21 protein-coding genes are annotated in these 25,018 nt (G+C 41.7%); 13 read left to right on the forward strand and 8 right to left on the reverse strand.

Annotation, left to right across the window (positions count from 1 at the left end):
• Nucleotides 1-70 precede the first annotated feature (70 nt).
• Both ACE01R_RS11050 and ACE01R_RS11055 read right to left on the reverse strand, forming a co-directional pair.
• Nucleotides 71-343, reverse strand: coding sequence for an HU family DNA-binding protein (locus ACE01R_RS11050; RefSeq protein WP_004651791.1), 273 nt, complete (start codon nucleotides 341-343; stop codon nucleotides 71-73).
• 159 nt (nucleotides 344-502) lie between these two features.
• A complete protein-coding gene (locus ACE01R_RS11055; protein WP_395551239.1) occupies nucleotides 503-970 on the reverse strand; it encodes a phasin family protein in 468 nt (155 codons plus the stop codon).
• 189 nt (nucleotides 971-1,159) lie between these two features.
• Here ACE01R_RS11055 and ACE01R_RS11060 point away from each other — a divergent pair, with 189 nt between their 5' ends.
• The 8 genes from ACE01R_RS11060 to fdx all read left to right on the forward strand — a co-directional run bounded on the left by ACE01R_RS11060 (nucleotide 1,160) and on the right by fdx (nucleotide 7,344).
• Entirely contained in the window at nucleotides 1,160-1,807 is a 648-nt protein-coding gene (locus ACE01R_RS11060) for a hypothetical protein (RefSeq protein ID WP_395551240.1), read from the forward strand.
• A gap of 112 nt (nucleotides 1,808-1,919) precedes the next feature.
• Nucleotides 1,920-2,393 (forward strand): Rrf2 family transcriptional regulator, encoded by a 474-nt coding sequence (locus tag ACE01R_RS11065; protein WP_395551241.1) that lies wholly within the window; start codon nucleotides 1,920-1,922, stop codon nucleotides 2,391-2,393.
• A gap of 1 nt (nucleotide 2,394) precedes the next feature.
• Nucleotides 2,395-3,612 carry an IscS subfamily cysteine desulfurase gene (locus tag ACE01R_RS11070; protein WP_395551242.1) on the forward strand — a complete coding sequence of 406 codons (1,218 nt, stop codon included), beginning with the start codon at nucleotides 2,395-2,397 and terminating at the stop codon, nucleotides 3,610-3,612.
• Nucleotides 3,613-3,715: 103 nt separating this feature from the next.
• Nucleotides 3,716-4,102: a Fe-S cluster assembly scaffold IscU gene (gene iscU / locus ACE01R_RS11075; protein ID WP_086174262.1), complete on the forward strand. Its 387-nt coding sequence runs from the start codon at nucleotides 3,716-3,718 to the stop codon at nucleotides 4,100-4,102.
• 38 nt (nucleotides 4,103-4,140) lie between these two features.
• Nucleotides 4,141-4,461 (forward strand): iron-sulfur cluster assembly protein IscA, encoded by a 321-nt coding sequence (iscA, locus tag ACE01R_RS11080; protein ID WP_395551243.1) that lies wholly within the window; start codon nucleotides 4,141-4,143, stop codon nucleotides 4,459-4,461.
• A 105-nt stretch (nucleotides 4,462-4,566) separates the two neighbouring features.
• On the forward strand, nucleotides 4,567-5,082 hold the full coding sequence (gene hscB / locus ACE01R_RS11085; RefSeq protein WP_395551244.1) for a Fe-S protein assembly co-chaperone HscB: 516 nt from the start codon (nucleotides 4,567-4,569) through the stop codon (nucleotides 5,080-5,082).
• 47 nt (nucleotides 5,083-5,129) lie between these two features.
• Nucleotides 5,130-6,992: a Fe-S protein assembly chaperone HscA gene (hscA, locus tag ACE01R_RS11090; RefSeq protein ID WP_395551245.1), complete on the forward strand. Its 1,863-nt coding sequence runs from the start codon at nucleotides 5,130-5,132 to the stop codon at nucleotides 6,990-6,992.
• A 13-nt stretch (nucleotides 6,993-7,005) separates the two neighbouring features.
• Nucleotides 7,006-7,344 carry an ISC system 2Fe-2S type ferredoxin gene (gene fdx / locus ACE01R_RS11095; protein WP_395551274.1) on the forward strand — a complete coding sequence of 113 codons (339 nt, stop codon included), beginning with the start codon at nucleotides 7,006-7,008 and terminating at the stop codon, nucleotides 7,342-7,344.
• Nucleotides 7,345-7,415: 71 nt separating this feature from the next.
• On the opposite strand, the gene ACE01R_RS11100 is transcribed toward fdx, so the two are convergent.
• The 5 genes from ACE01R_RS11100 to aspA all read right to left on the reverse strand — a co-directional run bounded on the left by ACE01R_RS11100 (nucleotide 7,416) and on the right by aspA (nucleotide 15,142).
• Nucleotides 7,416-8,876, reverse strand: coding sequence for an adenylate/guanylate cyclase domain-containing protein (locus ACE01R_RS11100; RefSeq protein WP_395551246.1), 1,461 nt, complete (start codon nucleotides 8,874-8,876; stop codon nucleotides 7,416-7,418).
• A gap of 64 nt (nucleotides 8,877-8,940) precedes the next feature.
• Nucleotides 8,941-9,375 carry an HIT domain-containing protein gene (locus ACE01R_RS11105; RefSeq protein WP_092819429.1) on the reverse strand — a complete coding sequence of 145 codons (435 nt, stop codon included), beginning with the start codon at nucleotides 9,373-9,375 and terminating at the stop codon, nucleotides 8,941-8,943.
• Between the two features lie 233 nt (nucleotides 9,376-9,608).
• Complete coding sequence (gene mfd, locus ACE01R_RS11110; RefSeq protein WP_395551247.1) at nucleotides 9,609-13,067, reverse strand: transcription-repair coupling factor; 3,459 nt, start codon at nucleotides 13,065-13,067, stop codon at nucleotides 9,609-9,611.
• A gap of 135 nt (nucleotides 13,068-13,202) precedes the next feature.
• Nucleotides 13,203-13,556 carry a hypothetical protein gene (locus ACE01R_RS11115; RefSeq protein WP_395551248.1) on the reverse strand — a complete coding sequence of 118 codons (354 nt, stop codon included), beginning with the start codon at nucleotides 13,554-13,556 and terminating at the stop codon, nucleotides 13,203-13,205.
• Nucleotides 13,557-13,693: 137 nt separating this feature from the next.
• Nucleotides 13,694-15,142 (reverse strand): aspartate ammonia-lyase, encoded by a 1,449-nt coding sequence (gene aspA / locus ACE01R_RS11120; protein ID WP_395551249.1) that lies wholly within the window; start codon nucleotides 15,140-15,142, stop codon nucleotides 13,694-13,696.
• A 460-nt stretch (nucleotides 15,143-15,602) separates the two neighbouring features.
• Between aspA and putP the strand changes: the two genes are divergently transcribed.
• Nucleotides 15,603-17,141: a sodium/proline symporter PutP gene (gene putP / locus ACE01R_RS11125; RefSeq protein WP_395551250.1), complete on the forward strand. Its 1,539-nt coding sequence runs from the start codon at nucleotides 15,603-15,605 to the stop codon at nucleotides 17,139-17,141.
• Nucleotides 17,142-17,223: 82 nt separating this feature from the next.
• On the opposite strand, the gene ACE01R_RS11130 is transcribed toward putP, so the two are convergent.
• A complete protein-coding gene (locus ACE01R_RS11130) occupies nucleotides 17,224-17,715 on the reverse strand; it encodes an Lrp/AsnC ligand binding domain-containing protein (protein ID WP_395551251.1) in 492 nt (163 codons plus the stop codon).
• 118 nt (nucleotides 17,716-17,833) lie between these two features.
• On the opposite strand from ACE01R_RS11130, the gene putA reads away from it, so the two are divergent.
• The 4 genes from putA to ACE01R_RS11150 all read left to right on the forward strand — a co-directional run bounded on the left by putA (nucleotide 17,834) and on the right by ACE01R_RS11150 (nucleotide 25,015).
• The gene (gene putA / locus ACE01R_RS11135; RefSeq protein WP_395551252.1) at nucleotides 17,834-21,604 is read left to right on the forward strand and encodes a trifunctional transcriptional regulator/proline dehydrogenase/L-glutamate gamma-semialdehyde dehydrogenase; all 3,771 of its coding nucleotides are present in this window, start codon (nucleotides 17,834-17,836) and stop codon (nucleotides 21,602-21,604) included.
• A gap of 315 nt (nucleotides 21,605-21,919) precedes the next feature.
• On the forward strand, nucleotides 21,920-23,002 hold the full coding sequence (gene trmA, locus ACE01R_RS11140) for a tRNA (uridine(54)-C5)-methyltransferase TrmA (protein ID WP_395551253.1): 1,083 nt from the start codon (nucleotides 21,920-21,922) through the stop codon (nucleotides 23,000-23,002).
• Between the two features lie 254 nt (nucleotides 23,003-23,256).
• Nucleotides 23,257-23,484 (forward strand): hypothetical protein, encoded by a 228-nt coding sequence (locus ACE01R_RS11145; protein WP_395551254.1) that lies wholly within the window; start codon nucleotides 23,257-23,259, stop codon nucleotides 23,482-23,484.
• Nucleotides 23,485-23,770: 286 nt separating this feature from the next.
• Complete coding sequence (locus ACE01R_RS11150) at nucleotides 23,771-25,015, forward strand: OmpP1/FadL family transporter (protein ID WP_395551255.1); 1,245 nt, start codon at nucleotides 23,771-23,773, stop codon at nucleotides 25,013-25,015.
• The last annotated feature ends 3 nt before the right edge of the window (nucleotides 25,016-25,018 follow it).

Consider the following 25,018-nt stretch of genomic DNA (forward strand, 5'->3'; position numbering starts at 1 on the left):
TTCAACTGTAAATCGGCATTATTAATAAAAAACGCGCCTTATAGGGCGCGTTGATCGGCATTAAAAAAGATTAAGCTACAGAATCTTTTAAACCTTTACCTGCTTTAAAGCTTGGTACTTTGCTTGCTTTAATTTCTAAAGCTGCACCAGTTTGCGGGTTACGGCCTGTACGTGCCGCACGCTCTTTAACGTTGAATGTACCAAAACCAACAAGTGTAACAGTATCACCAGATTTAAGCGCTTCAGTAATTGAAGCAATTGTTGCATCTAAGGCTTTACCTGCATCAGTCTTAGACAATCCCCCTTTCTCTGCAATTGCATCGATTAATTCTGATTTATTCATGAAGATTACGTCCTCTTAATATCGTTTATTTAAGGTCTAAGGATTCCATAGCACCTTTATATCAATGCTTTGGGGCAAAACGCAATACTCTGAATCAGCTTTTCTGCAAAATAATTGCGAAAAAAATTGTTGAAAAATGCAGAAAAAGCAAAAAAAGTTTCATTTTTTTAATATTTGTGCTTTCAACTGCTTATTTTCTTCAATCAAAAAATCGACCTTGTTATGTAATTGTAATATGAGACTTTCTAAATGTTGAATATCTTTTACCGTAACCAAACCGATTCTGTTTAAAGAATGGTTAACGCTATGGTCGAGCAATTTTTCTACTTTATCTTTGGTGTCCGTCACTGACTCTTTGGCTTTTTCGGATACTTTTTCAACCGTTTGATCCGCAATCTCGGTAGTCTTGGATTCCAGTTCCTCACCCACCTTGACTAAAGAGTCAAATAATTTATTGCCTTCTTCTTCTGCACGTGAAAAGGCACCTAAACCAGCAAGCCATATTTGTTGCGTATATTTACGAAAATCCAGACCTGACTTACGACCTGAACGTGATTTATTCTTTGTTTTATCAGCATTTTCATTTTTTAGTTGATCAATCTCTTGATCTTTTATTGGTTTATCCATGCACCCAATCTCCTGCCTATTTTCCATACAACTTAAATATAATTACTCAAAAAATACAGTTATAATAACAAATTAAATACTTGATCGATTTGCTAAACTGTTCTACAAAGCAACATTAATATATTTATTACAAGTCCTGAAGCACATTTTCGAGCATCGGATGCTCCTTTCAGGTAAGGATTAAGTTTTATGAGTGAATCGCAACAAGGTCAAAATCAACCACATTTGTTGCTCACAATGACCATGATTGTTTTGGAGACAATATTTACCTTCATCTTAAAACATGATCGGGTCGTTGGCTTGCAGGCTAAAAAATTTATAGATCAAAAAATAACCATTAAAATTAATAGCTATTTACCTTATTTTGATTTTTATGTCGTTTTCACTGAACACGGCATACTCTTTGACACCAAAGCACCCGAGAAAGTAGTCGATCTGGATATCCGCACTACGCTCATGGATTTGATTAAAGTATTTGTGTTTGCCAATCGCCGCAGCATTAAAAAAATGCGCATTGATGGCGACTCTACCTTAAAAGACGAGTTTCGTGATTTAACCTTATTGTTCAGCTTTCCAAAAGTTTTATCAGACTGGAAACAATGGCTTAGCGAACCTGCAGATGACCAGGAAGTGATAGCTTCCAAAAAACGTATTGCTCCCCTATTGGAAAAAATTGATCAGCAACGTTCAAAGATCAATACTTTAGAGGTAGAAGTTAAACAATATAAGAATCGTATTCGTCATATGCAGCAAAAACAAAAAAGAATGACTGTCGCTTTTAGTCTAACTATCGTGCTATTAGTTGCGTTATTGGTGTATAATTGGTGGATTGGATAAATATATAATTTTCCTATAAAACAAAATAACTTAAAGCCCAATAAAAAAACTTGACTATTTTAGTCAGGATTCATAAAATCGACACATCTAGTCTTAATATGTGTATCGAATCATGCGTCTTACTACTCGCGGTCGTTACGCAGTGACTGCTCTACTTGATTTAGCTTTGCAGCCAACTGAACAAACGATCACGCTTGCTGAAATTGCAGCTCGTCAAACTATTTCTGTTGCTTATCTTGAGCAGTTATTTGCGAAATTAAAGCGCCACGGCTTAGTTTCTAGTGTTCGTGGTGCCAATGGTGGTTACCACCTGGCTCGTAACGCTGAAGAAATCACAGTATTAGAAATTATTGAAGCTGTAAACGAAGCAGTTGATGCAACACGTTGTGACCATAAAGGTAACTGCCAAAATGGTGCAATGTGCTTGACTCATGATTTATGGCAAGAACTCTCCCACCACATTGCCGATTATCTAGCAAAAATCACCCTTGCTGACCTAGTAGCACGAGACAACGTTCAAACCGTTGCAATTCGCCAAAATACAGCATCATTTGATTCAGCCCTTTTATCGGTTACAGGTATTTGACATGAAACGTCCGATTTATCTTGATTATGCAGCAACCACTCCTGTAGACCCTCAAGTTGCAGAACGCATGATGGAGTGCTTAACTTTCGACGGTACTTTCGGTAATGCTGCATCTCGTTCTCATGCTTACGGTTGGCAGGCTGAAGAAAAAGTAGAATATGCACGTGAACAAGTTGCGAACTTGATCAAAGCAGATCCACGCGAGATTGTTTGGACTTCAGGGGCAACAGAATCTGACAACCTGGCACTGAAAGGTGTGGCTCAGTTTTATGCGTCTAAAGGCAAACACATCATCACAAGTAAAATTGAACACAAAGCAATTTTAGATACTTGCCGTGAATTAGAAGCAGAAGGTTTTGAAATTACCTATATTGAACCACAACCACAAACAGGTTTAATTACCCCTGAAATGGTTGAAGCGGCTATTCGTCCAGATACCATTCTTGTTTCCCTGATGATGGTGAACAACGAAATTGGTACTATCACTGACGTGGCAGCTATCGGTGAAATTACCCGTGCCAAGAAAATTTTCTTCCACGTTGATGCTGCTCAAGCTGCGGGTAAAGTAGAGATCGATCTTTCAACTTTAAAAGTTGATTTAATGAGTTTCTCTGCGCACAAAATTTATGGCCCTAAAGGCATCGGTGCGTTGTTCGTTCGTCGTTCACCACGCGTACGCCTTAAAGCCCAAATGCATGGTGGCGGTCATGAACGCGGCATGCGCTCAGGTACACTTGCAACCCATCAAATCGTAGGTATGGGTGAAGCATTTGAACTTGCAGGCAAAAACCTAGCATCTGAACAGGCACGTATCCGCGTTCTACGCGACAAATTATGGAATGGCCTACAAGGTTTAGAACAAGTGTTCTTGAATGGCCACCCTACTTACAACGTTGCAAACTATCTGAATGTCAGCTTCAATTTCGTTGAAGGTGAATCATTGATGATGGCATTGAAAGATGCAGCTGTATCTTCGGGTTCAGCATGTACTTCTGCGACACTTGAACCGTCTTACGTACTTCGTGCACTGGGTCTTTCTGACGAACTTGCCCACAGTTCAATCCGTTTCAGTTTCGGTAAGTACACCACTGAAGAAGATATCGATCACGTTCTTGAAATCACTAAAGCTGCGGTTGAGAAATTACGTGAACTTTCTCCGCTCTGGGATATGTACAAAGAAGGTATCGACCTTTCAACTGTTGAATGGGCTGAGCACTAATTCATTCCAGCGAGATAGTTTTAGTTTAAAGCTATCTCGTTGATAAAGGTAATTTCACCCCCATATTAATCTTAAGGCTGACCCCGAGGTTTGGAGAAGCATCATGGCTTATAGCGAAAAAGTAATTGATCATTACGAAAACCCTCGTAATGTTGGTGTTTTAGATAAAAATGCTGAAAATGTTGGTACAGGTATGGTCGGCGCACCAGCTTGTGGCGATGTAATGCGTCTTCAGATTCAAGTGAATGATGAAGGTGTCATTGAAGAAGCACGTTTTAAAACTTATGGTTGTGGTTCTGCGATTGCATCTAGCTCGCTTGTGACTGAGTGGCTCAAAGGTAAAACCCTGGATGAAGCTCAAGCGATCAAGAACATCGACATTGCAACAGAACTAGCTTTACCTCCAGTAAAAGTACACTGCTCTGTACTGGCTGAAGATGCAATTAAAGCTGCTGTTGAAGACTATCGCAGCAAAAAAACAAAAGCTTAAGTGTTTCAAGTTTTTGATAAAAGATTAACGGAGTTTTCATGATCCATTTAACTGAAAATGCTGCAACTCATATCAGCAATTACCTAAAGAATCGTGGTAAGGGTGAAGGCATTCGCGTTGGGGTGAAAACTTCAGGCTGTTCTGGTTTGGCTTATGTACTCGAATTCGTCGATGAAGTCGATACCCATGACCAAATGTTCGTGCAGTTTGGTGTTAAAGTTTTTGTTGACCCGAAAAGCCTGGTTTATCTTGAAGGTATGGAGATGGACTACGTGAAAAATGGTCTCAATGAAGGCTTCGAATTTAACAACCCGAATAAAAAAGGTGAATGTGGTTGTGGTGAATCTTTCACCGTTTAAACATCCCACTCCCTCTCTTTTGGTGATTAAAACAGTGTAAAATGCACTGTTTTAATTGCATTTATAGCAGTCACTTTTGCATATCTATCGCGGATCCAATCTCCCATGAATCATTTTGAGCTGTTCAACCTCCCTGTAGCACTCGATATTGATTTAGCAGCATTAAAAACTGAATTTTTGAAGTTGCAGCAACAATATCATCCAGATAAAGCCGAAGACAAAGATCAGGCCCTGATTAAATCGAGCGAGATCAATCAGGCATTCAAGGCTTTATCCAATGTTGATAGCCGCGCAGCTTATCTATTGAGTCTTAAAAAACAAGATTATCATCTGGATCAATCCATTGGGGATTTCGAGTTTTTACAGTCTGCACTGGAAATTCGTGAACAGCTGGATGAAGCTGCATCGGCCGATGAACTGATTTCATTAAAACATGAAGTTCAACAATGGATTGACGGTTTAGTCCGTGAATTCAAAATCGACTATGACGATGAAGACTGGGGCGAAGCTCGCGATACCGTTCGTAAATTGCGTTTCTTTGTCAAAGTATTGGCTGATATCGACAAAGCTGAAGATCGTTTTCTGGATGATGACAGCTTTGATTTAGATGATGATTTTTAATCCGCTTTAATTTTATTTTTAATTTTTAGTTCTAAGGATGTAACACAATGGCTCTCTTGCAAATTGCAGAACCCGGTCAATCAAGTGCACCGCATGAACACCGCATTGCAATTGGTATCGACTTGGGTACTACGCATTCATTGGTTGCCACGGTACTTTCAGGTAAAGCCAAAGTACTCAATGACGAACAAGGTCGTGTGTTACTTCCGTCTATTGTTCACTATAGCCATAACAATAGTCATTATGGTGATGAAGCCAAACCTTTTATTACCACAGATCCAAAAAACACCATTGTTTCAGTAAAACGTTTTATGGGACGTTCCAAAGCGGACATCAAATTTCAACACCCCTACACTTTAGTGGGTGAAGACAATCAGATGCCTGCTTTTGAAACTGCTCAGGGTCGTAAAACACCTGTCGAGATTTCTGCAGAAATTTTAAAACAGCTGAAAGACCGTGCTGAAGAAAGTTTAAAAAATGAAGTGAATGGTGCAGTTATTACTGTTCCAGCCTATTTTGATGAAGCCCAACGTCAGGCAACCCGTGATGCTGCGCAACTGGCGGGTTTAAATGTTTTACGTCTACTCAATGAGCCAACTGCTGCGGCTGTGGCTTATGGCTTGGATCAAGAAACCAATCTGGCGCATGATCAAAACTATGTGATTTATGATCTGGGTGGTGGTACCTTTGACGTATCTATTCTACGCTTCTCGCAAGGTGTATTCGAAGTTTTAGCGACTGGCGGACATACTGCTTTAGGTGGTGATGACTTGGATCGCCTGATTGTGAAATGGGCTAAAAAACAGCTCAATATTGAAACACTAGATGATGCTGAATATGCACATTTTATTGTTTCTGCACGCAAAGCTAAAGAAGCCTTGTCAGATGCCGAGTCAGTTGAACTGAAAGTTTTAGATCAGATTTTAACATTAGACCGTGCTACGTTTGAAGACATCATTAAAGTTGCTTTAGACAAAACCATTAGCGTATGTAAACGTGTGATGCGTGATGCCAAACTTGAGCTGGACGACATTAAAAATGTCGTACTGGTGGGTGGTTCTACCCGCTCTTATGCCGTGCAAAAAACTGTTGCTGAAGTCTTTAATCAAGAACCCCTATGCACCATCAACCCGGATGAAGTAGTTGCCATTGGCGCATCGATTACAGCGAATCAGCTGATTGGTAACTCTAAAGATGGTTCACTATTACTAGACGTGACTCCACTGTCTTTAGGTTTAGAAACCATGGGTGGTCTGGTTGAGCGTTTAATCTCACGTAATACAGCCATTCCTGTGGCGCGTCGCCAAGAATTCACCACTTATCAAGATGGCCAAACCGCCATGCTGATTCATGTGGTGCAAGGTGAACGTGATCTGGTTGAACATTGTCGTAGCCTGGGTCGCTTTGTATTGCATGGCATTCCGCCAATGACCGCCGGTCAGGCACGTATTGAAGTGACTTTCCAGGTCGATGCAGATGGTTTATTGACTGTCTCTGCGAAAGAAACCACGTCTGGCGTACATGCGCAAATCGACATTAAACCTTCTTATGGTTTATCCGATGCAGATACCGAACGTTTGCTAGTTGATGGTTTCAAATACGCCGAAGAAGATAAGCATCTTCGCCATTTGCAGGAAACCAAGGTTGAAGCCAAACGTGAACTGGAAGCATTGGAACAGGCACTTAAAGTGGATGCTCAGCTTTTAACTGCGGAACAGTTAGCGTCCTTGAATCAAGCCAAAGCTCAACTTGAAGCTCAACTCGAAACCACCGATATCAAAGCTATTGAACAGGCTGTAGAACAGCTTAAAATACACAGTGATGCTTTTGCTGCTGCGCGTATGAATCAACATATTGATGCAGCGCTAAAAGGTACTAAACTTGATGACTGGTCAAACTCGGACCAATAAACAGGAAAAAATTATGCCACGTATTAAAGTTCTTCCACATGCGCAAATTTGCCCTAATGGTGCCGAGTTTGAAGTTGAACAAGATGCTAACCTTTGCGAAAGCCTTTTAAAAAATGGCATCAAGATTGAACATGCCTGCGACATGTCTTGTGCATGTACCACTTGCCATGTCGTTGTTCGTAAAGGCTTTGACAGCCTTGAAGAAATGAGCGATGTTGAAGCAGATTTACTCGATCGCGCCTGGGGTCTTGAACCTGATTCACGTCTTTCATGCCAGGTTAAAATTGTCGATGAAGATTTGGAAGTTGAAATTCCAAAATACACCATCAACCACGCCTCTGAAAATCATTAAGATTTTTAGCCATAAAAAACCACGCAATTGCGTGGTTTTTTATCTTTAAAACTTCATCAAAATAATTATTTTTAGTGATACTGTTCGTTTTTCTCATCTTCAATCACATCTGCTAAATTGAGTCGAACAATACCTTCTGAATTGGTCATTTTTTGTTGTTTCTGAATTCGCTTAATCATCTTCTCTAAGACTTGAATCAGCTCTGGATATTCATAGTTTTGAACTTCATCCAAATTCAACAATAAATGGAAGCCCTTGTACTCATAATCAAACCAGCGCTGATAATCCGATTTACGCGAGGTATATTTTTCCATGACTTGCCAGGTCTTCACTGGACCTTGAATGCCTTTCAGTGTAATCGGTGCTTTAGGTGCACATAAATAGTCATTTTTAATTAAATTATAGGTTTCATCAGAAATCAGGATTTCATCAACTGCTGCTGCACTTTGTAGACGCGCGGCCAAATTGGCATCACGTCCGACAATGGTATAGGCCATTCGATGTGCCGCGCCATAGTTACCCACGTGACAATATCCTGTACTAATCCCCATACGGATATGCAGAGCCGGATAGCCCATCTTGATCCAGCGTTCACGTAACAGTTTCATTTGCTGACGCATATCAATCGCCATGTCTAAACAAGTTTTGGCATCTTGTTCAACACCCTGCGAGATCGGATCACCAAAGAAAATCAGGATGGCATCCCCCATAAACTTGTCGACAGTCGCTTCATACTGTTTGGCAATTTCGGTCATATGACTTAAATAGTCATTGAGCAGGAAGGCTAAATCATCAGGAATCAGCGTTTCAGAAAGTTCGGTAAAACCTTGAATATCCGAAAAAAAAATGGTCATTTTCTTACGCTTGTATTCAATTTTGGCTTCCGATTCGCCTTTCATGATCGACTGCCACAATTGCACAGGTGCATATCGGCTCAGCTGATTTGCGAACTCCATATAACGATTCATTTGATCGTAATAATAGGTTCGGCGATCACTGATATGCTGAATCTGGCTGCTTTGGTAAAAACTGCCCACACCAAAAAAAGTAATTAAGCAGATAAAACCTAAAACGGTTAACTCACCTGTGGTTTGTTCAAAATACTCGCCAAAACCGAAAACCAGAATGTTACACAGATAAAAATTTGCGATTCCAATCAGGCTTGCCAATGACACCGCTAAAAAAGAAATTTTGTTACTGATTGCGGTATATAAAATAACAAACAGAGAAATAAACGTCAGAACCAGGTTTAAATGAATAGCAGATAAAATCACCGAAATAACAATAACATCGATAATAAATAAGACGCTACGTTTTATATTGGAATTATAACGGTACTGGAGCCAGGTCGATAATTTCGGTGTAATCAGAAAAATGAACAACAGGAAAAATGGAATATAGATCTGGTATTGAGTGTCAGAAGCCGTGTAATGGTAGACAATAACGAGTAAGGACAACATCATATATCCCATCAAACGATGGAAATATTCAAATTGTCTGGGTTCTTTTCTAATCCAGTCGTCTAATGACACTCAATCACTCCTGATCCGAGTCTTTACACCATAAATTCCATACTATGGCTTTTAATGGCAGGAATTAATCCATGCGCCAGTCAAAAGGCATATCACCCTGACCACGCAGCGCAAGCATTAAAGTTTGGCGCATATGTGCAAGGACTTCATTGGTATAAGGAACTGCAGGTGTTCCCCAAACTGGTTTTGGCCAAGCCACGTCATTTTGGTAACGAACAACATGATGAAAATGTAATTGTGGAACCATGTTTCCAAGTGCTGCCACATTCATTTTGTCGGCACGGAATACACGTGAAAGCTGGCTGGATAACCAGCTAGATTCGCGAAGGAATTGTTCTTGGTCAGCCTGACTTAATTCATATAATTCGCTCACGCCAGGTACGCGTGGAATTAATATGAGCCACGGAAATTGCATATCATTCATTAAACGACATGTTGACAGTGGAAAGTCGCCTACAAAAAAAGTATCTTGAGCAAGTTGTGGATGCAAACTAAACATATCTTTATAAATTATGCAAAATTAGAATGATGGCTAATACTATCACATACTATGGGACGTGAATATTCTATGCTATGTGTTTCATTACAAATAAACCACTATTTGCAATGAATACCTGAGCACTGAAGAATTTAATAAATTTCTTAAAAAAATCAAGCGGTTCATCGCACTAATTTTTAAAATATGCACAAATTGCAAAGCGAGTGCATAAATCTTATGCACTCCCTGTCAAATCAATGAATTTCTTTCAATAAACTGTCCAATAAATCGATAATAAACTGGATACGTTTTTGATAATCTTCCAGCATGACCATGACTTTCAGGCGTTGCCCGCCATCCATGCGGAAAAAGGTCGGATGTTTTTGCATCATTTGAATAATACTGATGGCCTGTACTGGTGTTTCTGGTGAAAATTCAATATGACCACCATTAGCACTGATATCAATTTTGGTAATGCCCAGCTGCTCAGCTTTCAAACGAATCTGATGCACAGCAAATAACTGCTTCACTGGCTGCGGTGGCACACCAAACCGGTCAATCAGCTCCATGCGGATATTATCGAGTTTTTCCTGGGTATCGGTATTACTGATGCGTTTATAGAACAATAGGCGCTGATGCACATCTCCCAGATATTCATCTGGAATCAAGGCTGGCATATGTAGATTGATTTCCGCAATCAGGGACAATGGTGCATCGAAATTCGGGGTTTTGCCTTTTTGGATGGCTTTGGTGGCTTTTTCCAGCATTTCCATATACAGGCTATAACCAATCGCCTGCATGGAACCACTTTGCTGTTCGCCCAACAGTTCACCGGCACCACGAATTTCCAGATCTTCCGTCGCCAGCATGAAACCAGCCCCTAAATTCGATGCGCGCTGAATCGCATCCAGACGCTTTTCCGCATCTCCCTTTAACCCCTTGATTGAAGGTACCAGCAAGTAGGCATAAGCTTGATGGTGTGAACGTCCGACACGGCCGCGTAATTGGTGCAACTGGGCAAGCCCCAGCTTATCAGCGCGTTCAATTAAAATGGTATTGGCATTGGGAACGTCAATCCCGGTTTCAATAATGGTTGAACAGACCAGCACATTGTATTCTTTATGATAGAACTGCTGCATCACCTGCTCCAGTTCACGTTCCCGCATTTGGCCATGAGCAACCGCCACCCGGGCCTCAGGCACCAGTTCACGAATATTTTCAGCAGTGCGCTCAATGGTATCCACTTCATTATGCAGGAAATATACCTGTCCACCGCGCAGCAATTCACGCAGAATGGCTTCTTTAACCGACTCACTGGTCTGTTCCTGTACAAAGGTTTTTACAGCCAGACGACGTGCAGGCGGTGTAGCGATAATCGAAAGGTCGCGCATCCCACTAAAGGCCATATTTAAAGTTCGTGGAATTGGCGTCGCGGTGAGAGTCAGCATATCGACATCTGCACGCATAGCTTTAATACGTTCTTTATCACGTACCCCAAAACGATGCTCTTCATCGACAATCATCAGGCCCAGATTTTTAAACTGGATATTCTGCTGCAAAATTTTATGCGTACCAATCACAATATCGACTTTACCATCAGCCAGGTCTTCAATGGTTTTACTATGGGATTTACTTGAACCAAACCGTGACAGCACTTCAATACGGATCGGCCAGTCAGCAAAACGGTCTTTAAACGATTCATAATGCTGCTGTGCCAGCAAGGTGGTGGGAACCAAAACAGCCACCTGCTTGTTGTTTTGTACTGCAACAAATGCTGCACGCATCGCCACTTCAGTCTTACCAAAACCAACATCACCACACACCAGACGATCCATCGGTTTGGCCAGTTGCATATCATGCAAAGTCGCCTCAATGGCATTGGCCTGATCCAAGGTTTCTTCATAGGCAAAGCCGCTGGCAAACTGCATATATGGACTTTGTTCCAGTTCAAAGCTGAAACCGGGTTTAGATTGACGGCGTGCCTGAATATGCAGCAGTTCAGCAGCAACATCATGGATTTGTTCCAACGCTTTACGTTTTGCCTTGCTCCAGGCATCGGTGCCCAGTTTATGCAAGGGGGCCAAATCTGGATCGCCGCCGCTATAACGGCTGATTAAATGCAGATTGGTGACCGGAACATAGACCTTGGCAGCATCAGCATAATCCAACTGTAAAAATTCATGTTCCTGGTCGTCAATGCTTAAAGTGACCAGGCCGGCATAACGTCCGACCCCATGATCGATATGCACCACAGGGGCACCAATACTCAGTTCAGTTAAACTGCGAATCAGGAATTCTTCGGATACTTCTTGCTGACGCTTGCGGCGGCGCTGCACCACCCGATGCTCATAGAGCTGGTTTTCCGAGATGATGGTAAGCTGATCAGGAATGACCAGACCCCGATCCAGCGGTGCACTGGTAATGGCTATAGCATGTAAAGAGCTTGTGAATTGTGCATAATTTTCAACATTGGGAATGTCTCCCAGCGCTGGACGCAAGGCGTCCTTGAGTGTTTCACGGCGACCAGCACTTTCTGCCACAAGCAGCACTGGATGATTGACCGCATCAATATATTTTTTAACAACAGCGAACGGTTTCTCTTTTTTTGGATCTACCGGCAAACGTGGCGGTATTTCAGTATTGAAATTGATCACCCCGGATTTTTCTACAAATTCTTCAGGTGAGGCAATAATTCGCGCAAAGTGATTCAGCTGTTCCAGCACCTGATTCGGCTGCAAGAAAATGTCTTCTGGCGGCAAAATTGGATGATCGACATTATGACGACGATCTTCATAACGATGCAGCACATCTTTCCAGAAATTGCTTAAACCTTCATCTAAATGCTTATCTGTAATGACAATGCCATTCTTTGGTAAGTACGCCATGAGTGTACTTTGGCTTTGCATGGCTTCTTTGCTAAAGAATAAAGGGAAATAAAACTCTAGTCCGGGTGATGCAATGCCTTCTAAAACATCCTGATAGACCGGATTTTTCTTGGGATTTGCATTAGGGAAACTTTCTGCATAACGGTCACGGAAAGTCGCGCGTCCTTCTTTGAGTGGAAATTCCTTGGCAGGCAAAACTGAAAACTGTTGCAGTGTTTGTGTCGTTCTTTGTGTTTCTGGATCGAAGAATTTTAAACTTTCAATTTCATCATCAAACAGATCTATACGGATAGGCGCATTTTGACCCGACGCATAAATATCCATAATGCTACCGCGCACCGCAAATTCGCCATGATCATAAACAGTATCAACTAGATGATAGCCAGCCTGAATCAAACGCAGTTTTTGCTGTTCTAATTCAAACTTTTGTCCTACTTTAATATCAAAATGTTCACCTAATACCCAAGAGGTTGGCGCAACGCGCTGAACTAAAGTCGATGCCGAAAGCAGCAACACACCCTGCTTTGGCATATTGGATAAAATCGAAAGACGTTCTGACACAATATCCTGATGGGGCGACAATCTGTCATAGGGTAAAATTTCCCAATCCGGAAAAATGGTGGGTTTAATCCCGTAAAATTCCAGTTCACTTTCCAACTGTCCCAAATGCTGGTTATTTCTGGCCACCACAATAAATAACTGCTGGCTTTGTGCTGCAATTTCTTTAAACAATAAAGAAGCAGATGAGCCTTGTAAATTACCGACCCAGCGTTTTTCACCTGCCTTTAACTGTTGCAGATTTAATTGGGAAATTTCTTGTTGGAACATGTATATAGCTTTTGGTCTAAATGACATGAGCAGTATATTAACATGGGTTTTTTCTTGGTTGAGTTATTTTTATATTCCACAAATCATGACAGCTAAATCCTTTTAAATGTCATGTACTCATATAGGATGAGGTGATTATTTTTCGCGTTTAAAGTTGCGATAATAGTCATTCAGCTTTTTGACCACTTGCTTCAACTGCAACAGATTTTCTTCCGTATTGCCTAAATGTGCGACAAAACGCTGATTGGCAATTTCCAGATCAATTTTTTCATTGATAATCATGGCTGTGAAATACAAGGCTTTTAAATCATCAAACTTGGTTAATTTGCGATTAGAGAAATAACTTAAACGTTCTGACCATTCATTGACGACTAAGCCATCAACGATATACCCTTGCTCCGGATCGAACTGGATATTATTTTCTTGTAGATACAGCTGTTCGGGAGTAGGTTTTGAACTTTTAAACAGTCCAGTCAGTTTATTCAACATAAGCATTACAAATATTTAAGATCGCCTGCTATTTTAACCCTGTACAGCCTGATCTAGAGATTATTTTTTATAAAAAAGGTAGCAGTTTAAACAGCTACCTTTCTATTAGCGTCATATTTAATTCTTGTAACAAGCAATTAGCCGACCTGTGCCAAAGGTTCATGCTGCAGGCTTACTTCTGAAACCAGGTTGCTAAATGCAAATATTTCATCCAGCTGCACCTGAGTCAGTAATTTCAGCTCCAAAACCACTTGTTGAATAGTTTTGTTTTCGGCAATACATTGCTTGCCGATCTCATCACATTTGGCATGCCCTAAAATCGGATCAAGTAAAGTGACAATGCCGACACTGCGCATCACCGCGTCATAACAGGTTTGCTCATTGGCCTGAATGCCTGAAATACATTTACTTTCCAGACTGGCAATAGCTTGAGTCAGCAATTCAATCGATTCATGAATCGAAAGAGCGATCACCGGTTCCATTACATTTAACTGTAATTGCCCTGCTTCTGCGGCCATGGTCACGGTGAGATCATTGCCAATCACTTTATAGGCAATCTGATTGACCACTTCTGGAATCACCGGATTGATTTTGGCCGGCATAATGGATGAACCCGCCTGTAATTCCGGTAGGCGTATTTCCGCCAGACCGGTTCGTGGCCCAGAACTCAACAGGCGCAAGTCATTACAGATTTTTGAAAGTTTGACTGCCAGTCGTTTCAGGGTACTGGATAAAATAATAAAGACCCCACAATCACTGGTGGCTTCGACATAATCTTCCGCGCCCATCAGGTTCAGACCGGTGATTTTACTTAAGGCCTGGACAGCTTGATATGCATAACCTTTAGGCGTATTTACTCCAGTCCCAATTGCCGTTGCGCCCAAATTGACTTCCAGCAACAGCTCACGGGTATGTTGAATCAGACGTAGATCTTCTTTGAGCAATGTGGCAAAAGCACGAAACTCCTGTCCCAAGGTCATCGGCACAGCATCTTGTAATTGGGTCCGTCCCATTTTCAATACAAACTGAAACTCTGCTACCTTGATCTGTAAGCTATCAATCAGTTTTTGAATCTGAAGCAGCAAATCATCCAGACTATAATAAGTCGCTAAACGCAGTGCCGTAGGATAAACGTCGTTGGTCGATTGGGATTTATTAACATGATCATTGGGATGAATATGTTCATATTGCCCCTTATGAAAACCCAAATGCTCCAGTGCAATATTGGCCAGTACTTCATTGGTATTCATGTTGATCGAGGTTCCGGCTCCGCCCTGATAGACATCTAAAGGAAAAGCCTCACGCCATTGTTCAGGTTGTTCGATCAAGACATTACAGGCATGCTGAATAGCTTGACTCAGTTGTTCTGAAAGTTTGCCAAATTGGAAGTTGGTTTGAGCCGAAGCCTTTTTCACCTGTGCCAAGGCACGAATAAAATGTGGCTGATGCCCTACTTTCTGATTGGAGATTTGAAAGTTCTCCAAAGCCCTTAAAGTATGAATGCCGTAATAACATGCTGCTGGAACTTCCTTGGCTCCCAGCAAATCACGTTCTATTCTTGTATTATCAGGTTGTACTATAGACACTTTTTATATACTCACAGGTATGGACTAGAATGATGCAATATCGAAATCCTAAAGCTTTGTTCAATTTTAAATACAGTAAAACGATATTGATTTGGCAATGCTCTATAACAAATGAGTCGAACTTTGTAGCGAATGTAAGCAGTTGTAAATTTCCGTCTGCTCTTGAATGTTCCAATTAACAAATACAATTTCCAAATCATATCGCCTGATTTTTCAATTAAACATATGCATTGCTGTTCATTTGATAAATGACATTTAGCACCATATTTGTAATTATATAATTTTACTAATTTTTTATTAATTGTATCTAAAGATACATTCCACTACAGAACATATAATTAAATCCCTTAGAAATGTAACAGAAGGTAATTTTGATTCTGTGCTTGAATCAGCTCCTTACCGAATATGGATAAAAATTCATCTTGGACAGATGTATTTCTATGGACAGAAGGATGAGTACATGAGTCAACTGAACCCGACTTTAATCACATTTATTTTTTATATTGTCGCCATGGTGGGGATTGGGCTCTATGCTTATAAAGCCACCAGCGATTTTTCAGATTATATCCTTGGTGGCCGCAGCCTGGGCAGTGTGGTCACTGCTCTTTCTGCAGGTGCCTCCGATATGAGTGGCTGGTTACTCATGGGCTTGCCCGGCGCCATTTATTTTTCAGGATTATCCGAAGCATGGATTGCGATTGGACTGATTGTCGGAGCATGGCTGAACTGGCTATTGGTCGCCGGTCGCTTGCGGGTACATACCGAGGTGCAAAACAATGCCCTCACCCTGCCCGATTATTTCACCAGTCGTTTTGGTGACTCCAAACGTGTTTTACGCATTATTTCCGCTTTGGTTATTCTGGTGTTTTTCTCGATTTATTGTGCTTCGGGCATGGTGGCTGGTGCACGATTATTTGAAAGCATTTTTGGCTGGTCCTATACCACGGCGCTTTGGATCAGTGCGATTGCGACCATTAGTTATGTATGCATCGGTGGTTTTCTCGCGATTAGCTGGACAGATACCTTCCAGGCTGGCTTGATGATTTTCGCCCTATTACTCACCCCGATCATGGCGTATATGGCTATTGGTGATCATAGTCAGCAGTTCGCAACCATGATTGAAACTGCCCGCCCTCATGCGACCAATATGCTTTCAGGATTAAGTACTGCCGCCATTTTATCCTCGCTGGCTTGGCGCTTAGGCTATTTTGGGCAACCCCATATTCTAGTGCGTTTTATGGCGGCCGATTCGGTGAAAACCATTCCAGCGGCACGTCGTATTGGCATGAGCTGGATGATTCTATGTCTGGGTGGTGCAGTCGGTGCCGGTTTTATTGGTATTGCCTATTTCCAGCAACATGCTGAACTGGCTACTGTAGTTTCTCAAAACCCGGAAACCATCTTTATGGAACTAACCAAAATCCTGTTTAACCCATGGATTGCTGGAGTCATTTTGGCTGCCATTTTAGCTGCGGTCATGAGTACCCTTAGCTGTCAGCTTTTGGTTTGCTCAAGCACCCTGACCGAAGATTTATATAAATCATTTTTACGTAAAAATGCATCTCAAAAGGAACTGGTTTGGGTGGGACGTTTTATGGTTTTAGCCATTGCCGTACTTGCCATAGTGCTTGCAAGTAACCCAAGCAGCAAAGTGCTTGGTCTGGTGGCCTATGCTTGGGCAGGTTTTGGCGCTGCATTTGGACCACTGATTATCCTATCGCTGTTCTGGAAACGCATGACCTTAAACAGCGCAATTGCAGGCATTATTGTCGGTGCCCTGACCGTGATTGTATGGAAAAACACCATGGCCGGTACCGGACTATATGAAATTATTCCCGGTTTCATTCTTTCATTTGTCAGCATTGTTGTTGTGAGCTTGCTAGAAAAAGCACCGTCTCAGGACGTGATTCAACGTTTTGAACAAGCCGATGAATTGTATAAAAAAGAAATGGCTGAATTGCAAAATAGCATACCGGCTCAACCTGAAAATTCGTTATAAAATTTAAATAAATATGAACTGAATTATCATTGGATTTAAGGGGCTTGATGCCCCTTAGCTCTATTTAACTTTTTACTTTTCCTTACTTAGACCCTTTGCTTTTCAGATAAATCTTGGAACTTTCTTTAATCACTTCCATCACCGGATAACTTCGTGTTTCTTTAATTCCAGGCAATTGCCACAGCACTTGTCCTGAAATTTTGCGGAACTCTTCCATATTGGCACAGCGTATTTTCACTACAAAATCAAAACCGCCGCTGATCATATGGCATTCCACAATTTCAGGATATTGCATGATGGCATCTGAAAATTCCTCCAAAACATTGGGGGTGGTTTTATCCAGTAAAATCTCGACAAAAACCACGAAACTGGCATTCAGCATGTCAGGATTAAGCTTGGCTTCATAGCCTAAAATAAAACCATCTTTGGCTAATTTCTGCACCCGTGCCAACGCTGCTGTGGCGGATAGATTCACCGCTTCAGCCAGTTTTATATTTGAAATGCGTCCATCATTTTGCAGAATATCTAAAATTTTGATATCCGTTCTGTCCAAGGTGAAAATCGGGCTTGTCATCAGAATTATTCTCTAAAATGAATACAAATTATAGTGAGTTATTCGGCGTTCATTCTGTAATCATAAATTATATAAGGCATTTGACTCAACAAAAATATTGGCAGCACAGGACGTTGGCATGAATATGATGGATACCGAAACTCACTTCGATGAAGCAAAACCTCACTTTGAATATATTACTGAATTCAAAGAAAAGAATGATTATGAAGTTGAAATTAATACTGCCTGGCGCCGTGCTGAACCCGAGTGTGTTGAAAACCTGCTTGAATATAGCCAGATTTCTGAACAACTGAATCAGCGCATTTATGATCTAGCGTTTAATCTGGCTCATAGCTTGCGTGAACGCAAAAGCTCTGCCGGTAAAGCCGGGATTGTTCAGGGTTTATTACAGGAATTTTCCCTCTCCTCGCAAGAAGGCATTGCCCTGATGTGTCTGGCAGAAGCTCTGCTGCGGATTCCAGACAGTGCTACGCGTGACTTGCTGATTCGTGACAAGATCAATCAGGGCAACTGGAAAGAACATGTCGGGCAAAGCAACCTGATGTTTGTTAATGCTGCAGCCTGGGGCCTCATGCTGACCGGCAAGCTGATGGAAACACCCAAACAGAAAAGTTTGTCTAGCGTACTGACCGGTCTTTTGGCCCGTAGTGGTCGTGGCATTATCCGTAAGGCCGTCGATGTTGCGATGCGCATGATGGGTGAACAGTTTGTCACCGGTGAAACCATTCAGGAAGCGCTAAAACATGCAGAACCTCTAGAAGATAAAGGTTTCCGTTATTCCTATGACATGCTCGGTGAAGCCGCGCTGACCGAACATGATGCTGAACGTTATTTTCAGGATTATAACAATGCCATACATGCCATTGGTCAGGCCTCCAAAGACAAAGATGTTTACGATGGCCCCGGCATCTCGATCAAGCTTTCTGCCCTGCATCCACGCTATCAGCGTGCGCAGATTGACCGTGTGCATGAGGAGCTGTATCCAAAAGTACTGCAGCTGGCTCAACTTGCCAAACAATACAATATTGGTCTGAATATTGATGCAGAAGAATCTGAACGTCTGGAAATTTCCCTAGAATTACTGGAGCGTCTGTGTTTTGAACCGACTCTTACTGACTGGAAGGGCATTGGCTTTGTGATTCAGGCCTATCAGAAACGCTGTTTCTACGTGGTGGACTATGTGGTGGATCTGGCCAAACGCAGTCAAAAACGCCTGATGATCCGTTTGGTCAAAGGCGCGTACTGGGATAGCGAAATCAAGAAAGCCCAAATTGAAGGCATGACGGACTATCCGGTGTTTACCCGTAAAATGCATACTGACCTATCTTATATTGCCTGCGCTAAAAAGTTACTTGCAGCCCCAGAGCAGATTTACCCGCAGTTTGCCACCCATAATGCCCAAACACTGGCGACTATTTACCATCTGGCAGATCCAAACCATTACTATGCGGGTCAATATGAATTCCAGTGCCTGCATGGCATGGGTGAACCACTGTATGAACAGGTGGTGGGGAATAAAACAGATAACAAACTGGGGGTGCCGTGCCGTATCTATGCCCCTGTAGGGAATCATGAAACCTTGCTGGCTTATTTAGTCCGTCGTTTACTGGAAAATGGCGCCAATACTTCTTTCGTTAACCGGATTGCAGACAAAACCTTAAAAATTGAGGACCTGATTGAAAATCCGCATGCAGAAATTTTGAAAAATGCAGCCAAAGAATCACATATTGGTCAAAAGCACCCTGCTATTCCTCTGGCTGCAGATTTATACGGCGATATCCGTCCAAACTCTGCTGGTCTGGATTTAGCCAATGATCATGAGTTAATGCTACTAAATCAAACTGCACAGGATGTTAGTCAGCAGCAATGGCAAGCTCAGGCTTTGGGTAAAAACCTCGGTCTTGAAAATGACTCAAATGAGGCAACTTCACAATCACTTCTTATTGTGAATCCTGCAAATCACTCTGATCTTGTCGGCCACGTGCATGAAGCAACTGCTGCACAAGTGAGTCTAGCCCTAGATAATGCCGTTAATGCTCAAGCTGAATGGAGCAATACAGCTAAAGATACACGTGCCGCTTGCCTACAGCGTGCAGCGGATATCATGCAATCACGCATGCAAGAACTGATGATTCTGTTATGCCGTGAAAGTGGTAAAACCTATGCCAATGCGATTGCCGAAGTTCGTGAAGCAATAGACTTTCTGCGTTATTACGCAGCACAAATGATTGATCTGGACGATGATGCCGTTATTCAGCCACTGGGTACGGTGTTATGTATCAGCCCTTGGAATTTCCCCTTAGCCATTTTCACCGGGCAAATTTCCGCGGCACTGGTTGCCGGTAATATCGTGATTGCCAAACCTGCCGAACAGACACCACTGATTGCTGCACAAGCGATTCAAATCTTATGGGAAGCCGGCATTCCAAATGACGTACTACAACTCTTGCCAGGACAAGGTGAAACGGTCGGTGCACAATTAAGTTCTGATGAGCGTATTCAAGGCATCATGTTTACCGGTTCAACCGAAGTCGCCAAAATTTTACAAAAGACGCTGGCGCAAAGACTGAGTCCATCAGGTCATCCAATTCCTTTAATTGCAGAAACCGGCGGTCAAAATGCCATGATTGTCGATTCATCTGCATTAACCGAACAAGTGATTCTGGATGTAGTCAGTTCAGCCTATGACAGTGCAGGTCAGCGCTGTTCCGCCCTGCGTGTGCTCTGCGTTCAAGAAGATAATGCAGATACTGTCATCCGCATGCTCAAAGGCGCCATGCAACAACTTCGAGTCGGCAATCCTTTCCTGCTTAAAACCGATATCGGCCCGGTGATTGATCTTGAGGCACAAAGCAATATTCAAAAACATATTGATCAAATGCGCTCTAAAGGTCATCCCGTTCATCAGCTGATGCTGAATACAGCACAGGATCAGGCTTTAAGTCAAGGCACCTTTATTCCACCGACCTTGATTGAATTACCTAATCTAGATGATTTACAGCGTGAAGTATTTGGTCCAGTGCTGCATGTCATTCGCTATAAATACGGTCAATTAGAACAGTTACTTGAGCAGATCAATAGCAAAGGTTATGGTCTGACGATGGGACTGCATACCCGTATTGATGAGACCATTCAGACTGTCATTGCACAGGCAGAAGTCGGTAACTTATATATCAACCGTAATATTGTCGGTGCTGTGGTGGGTGTTCAACCCTTTGGCGGTGAAGGATTATCCGGTACCGGCCCTAAAGCTGGCGGCCCGATCTATCTATACCGTCTGATGCAGCATTGTTCTGCGAAAAAACTGGCTCAGCCTTTCGCAACTCTGGCACAGGTCAAACAGCCAGCACATCAGCTTTTATATGAACTGTTTTACGCTTGGGCAGAAAAGACCTTCCATCAATATGAATTGCAACCGTGCCCTGCATTCTGTGCTGGCCATCATTATGAATTGCAAGGCCCGACCGGTGAAAGTAATCAATATGTAGTTTTGCCAAGAAAACGCGTACTTTCTCTGGCGGAGCAGGAACAGGATCAGATTCAACAATTGGCTGCAATTTTTGCAGTTGGCAGTCAACCCGTGGTACTCGCAAATAATATCTTTGTTCTGAAGTATCTAGCTAAAATGCCAAAAGAAATTGCACAGCGTTTTGCCGTGATCCAGAACATTGAAAGCGGTGAGTTTGATGCCGTGTTGCATCATGGCACCCAAGCCCAACTGCAATATTTGCAAACTCAAATTGCTGCCCGTTCAGGTGCGATTATTGGTATCACGCATTTAAAATCTCTTGATCATGATATTCCTTTAGAGCGATTGGTGATTGAACGTGCCATCAGTATTAACACTGCAGCTGCAGGAGGTAATGCCAGCCTGATGACCTTAAATTAAAACTTTAACGTCATCCCAAACTTAAAAAATACTTCAGTGCTTAACAATATAACGAAATGTCGTTTCCTCTTTGCCAAGTCAACTTCTCCCTGGTCTGGTTGACTTGGTTTCTTTTTTGTTCCGAAACCATTCCAACGACCCTCTTTTTTTCCTTTGAATAAAAATCTGCCTTTATCATTCTTAATATCAAAAAATCGCATTTGAATTTGAGCTCAATCTGTATATTTCTACTGCTTATCGGGGAATAAGTTTAGTCATCTTAGGCAAACTTTGTTACCATCCCTGTTTTCAATGTGTTTGTGATTTTTACTGCATATGACTTCAGCTTATCAGTTACAACTTGATGCCAAGATTGCACGTATTTCTGCTCAATTTGCCGAGTTTAATCCTCCTTCTTTAGAAGTATTTCAGTCGCCTGAACAAAACTTCCGTATGCGCGCAGAATTCCGCATTTGGCATACTGACGACGATATGTTTTATGCGATGTTTGAACGCAGTGAAGATAATCAAAAACAGGTGATTCGCATTGACGAATTTCCAATTGCAGATAAAAGCATTAACGATTTAATGCCTGTTCTGTTAAAAGAACTGAAAGCGACAGAAATTCTATCTAAGCGTTTATTTGAAGTTCATTTTCTAGCAACATTAAAAGGTGAAATGCTGGTTTCACTGGTTTACCGTTGCCCCCTCAATGCAGAATGGGAAGTTGCAGCAAAAGCACTGTCTGATAAGCTCAACATTAAAATTTATGGTCGTAGCCGTGGTCAACGTGTCATTTTGACAGATGATTATGTGGTGGAAGAGTTAAAAGTATTCGATCGTACTTATCAATATAAGCAAATCGAAAGCAGCTTTACCCAACCCAATGCTCAAGTGTGCCAAAAGATGCTGGAATGGGCTTGTAACGCGGCCAAACAGTCTGATAAAGACTTGCTCGAATTGTACTGTGGCAATGGTAACTTTACCTTGCCTTTATCAACAAAATTCAATCGCGTGCTGGCAACCGAATTGGCCAAATCATCGGTCTATGCGGCGCAGTGGAATATTGAACAAAACCAGATTGACAATATTCAGGTGGCACGTTTATCAGCTGAAGAATTTACCGAGGCCTATAATGGCGAACGTGAATTCCGTCGCTTGCAGGAAGCAGAAATCGACATCACCAGCTATGACTTTGATACAGTATTTGTTGATCCGCCACGTGCAGGTATTGATGATGAAACATTAAAACTGCTACAGCGTTTTGAACGCATCATCTATATTTCATGCAACCCTGACACTTTGCAGGACAATTTAAAGACCTTGTCAACGACGCATAAAATCAGCCAGTTTGCGATGTTTGACCAGTTCCCCTATACCCATCATGTCGAATCAGGTGTGTTACTGGAAAAGATTTAAACAATTTATTTCATTATATTGTTCTGAATTGCTTTACTTATGAATGAAGTCCACTTGGGCTTCATTTTTTATTGTATTGTAAATTAAATGCTTATAAAGAATCACTAAGTAGTGACTGTCATATTACCGTTAACTTATTATGACATTATCGGAAATTTTTGTGTCTAACTGCTGCTTTTATCACTGCTATAGTCTTGTATTTCTCATAAAACTGGATATATTTCGATCTATGTTAGGTTGCGTATGAAGGCTCTATGAGTTTTTGGCAAAAGCTGTTTTCTGCTAATCAACAGCAAAACGAACACAAGAATCAAATCTCGTGTGTCGAAAATGATTGCTCTTGTAAATCGAATGAACAATTGATCCAAGCTTTAACTAAAGCAACAGATGAAAAAGTCATCACCGGAATTAAAAAAGTTTTAATTTCGAGAGGTTATAGCCGTAAAGAGTTAAATGAATTACAGCATCTACCACTTCAATAATAGAGTCTAAACCCTCTAGATAAAGGCATTTAGTCAACTAAATGCCTTTTTATTTGTCCCCGAAAATTGTTGTATAGCCCGTTATGGCCAAATTTTAATACTTCGAAACATAGTTCCCATCATTTTTCCAGAATCTGCTATGCCACACAATGTAAAAATGCTCTACTAGAATAAGAATTTTAACAAACCGATAGAACAGCTAAACAAGTAAGAATAAAAGCAAGCAAGAATACAAGATAAAAAACAACAAGAGCAAAAATAAAAATAAGCCGAAAAAGGAAAATATATGAAACGGTATTATCCTAGACTGGCAATATTATGCAGCCTAATCTCAACCCATAGTCTGGCGGCAGCCATGGATCAATCAGGACAATCCGTGTTGCCTTTTCTGGAATCCGGACATTATTTTGAAGCCACCATTACTGCTGCAGATCCTGAAGTGTCCGGGCATACCCTCGGTTCACGTCCAGATCTGGTTAACCCTGACAGTACCGACTCTACAACCGATAATATTGCCCAGACTTTCCAGTACCATAGTGCCGCGCTGAAACTGCAATTCATTCCAAATTTTTCTTTTGGCATTCTCTATGATCAGCCCTTTGGTTCAGATTTACACTATCCATTAAAAGACAATGGCAGTTTCTCCGATACAGCGCTTAGCCAGCAAGGTACTCAGGTCAATGTCGACAGCCAAAACCTGGGTTTTATTTTAGGCTATCAACCTTTCAAAAATATTAATCTCTATGCCGGTCCCGCCTATCAAACCGTGGAAGGTCATATTGCACTTCGTGGGCGAGTATATGCAGAATTTAATGGTTATAACGCCAAATTTAAACAAGATTCTGGCCTCGGCTGGAAAGCGGGTCTTGCCTATCAGGTTCCCGAGCTCGCCTTAAAAGCCTCCTTGACCTACCACTCAAAAATCAATCATAAAATCAATGTAGAAGAAAACATTTTAGGTACCCCGCTACTGCTTATAGACAATGCCAAAACCAGAGTTTCTACCCCGCAATCGGTCAATCTGGATTTCCAGACCGGTATTATGGATGGAACTTTACTGTACTCGACCATTCGCTGGGTCAACTGGAAAGATTTTGTGATACGTCCTACCCAGTTCGGTGCATTATCGGAGCTTGCCACAACTGCGCTCAGCAATGGCAGTTATAGCGAAGGCTTTAATCTGGATGATTATCAAAAGGACCAATGGAGTGTAACTTTAGGCATGGCACAACAATTGACCACGAAATGGTCCGCTGCATTTGATCTCGGTTGGGATTCAGGCACGGGGAATCCTGCATCAATTTTAAATCCTACAAAAGGCTATAAGAGCATCGGCCTGGGATTACAGTTTAATCCTGAACCCAACTATTTTATTTCAGGCGGCGTCAAATACTATTGGCTCGGTGATGCAACTGCACAAGATGGTACTTATTATCTTCCCCTTCCCGGTGTATCTGAAGCATCCCAAGTCGGTGAGTTTAATCATAACCATGCCATAGGCTACGGTTTAAAAATTGGCTACAAATTTTAATTA

Origin of the sequence: Acinetobacter sp. BSP-28, assembly GCF_044130285.1 — a bacterium.
In the GTDB taxonomy this organism is placed as follows: Bacteria; Pseudomonadota; Gammaproteobacteria; order Pseudomonadales; family Moraxellaceae; genus Acinetobacter.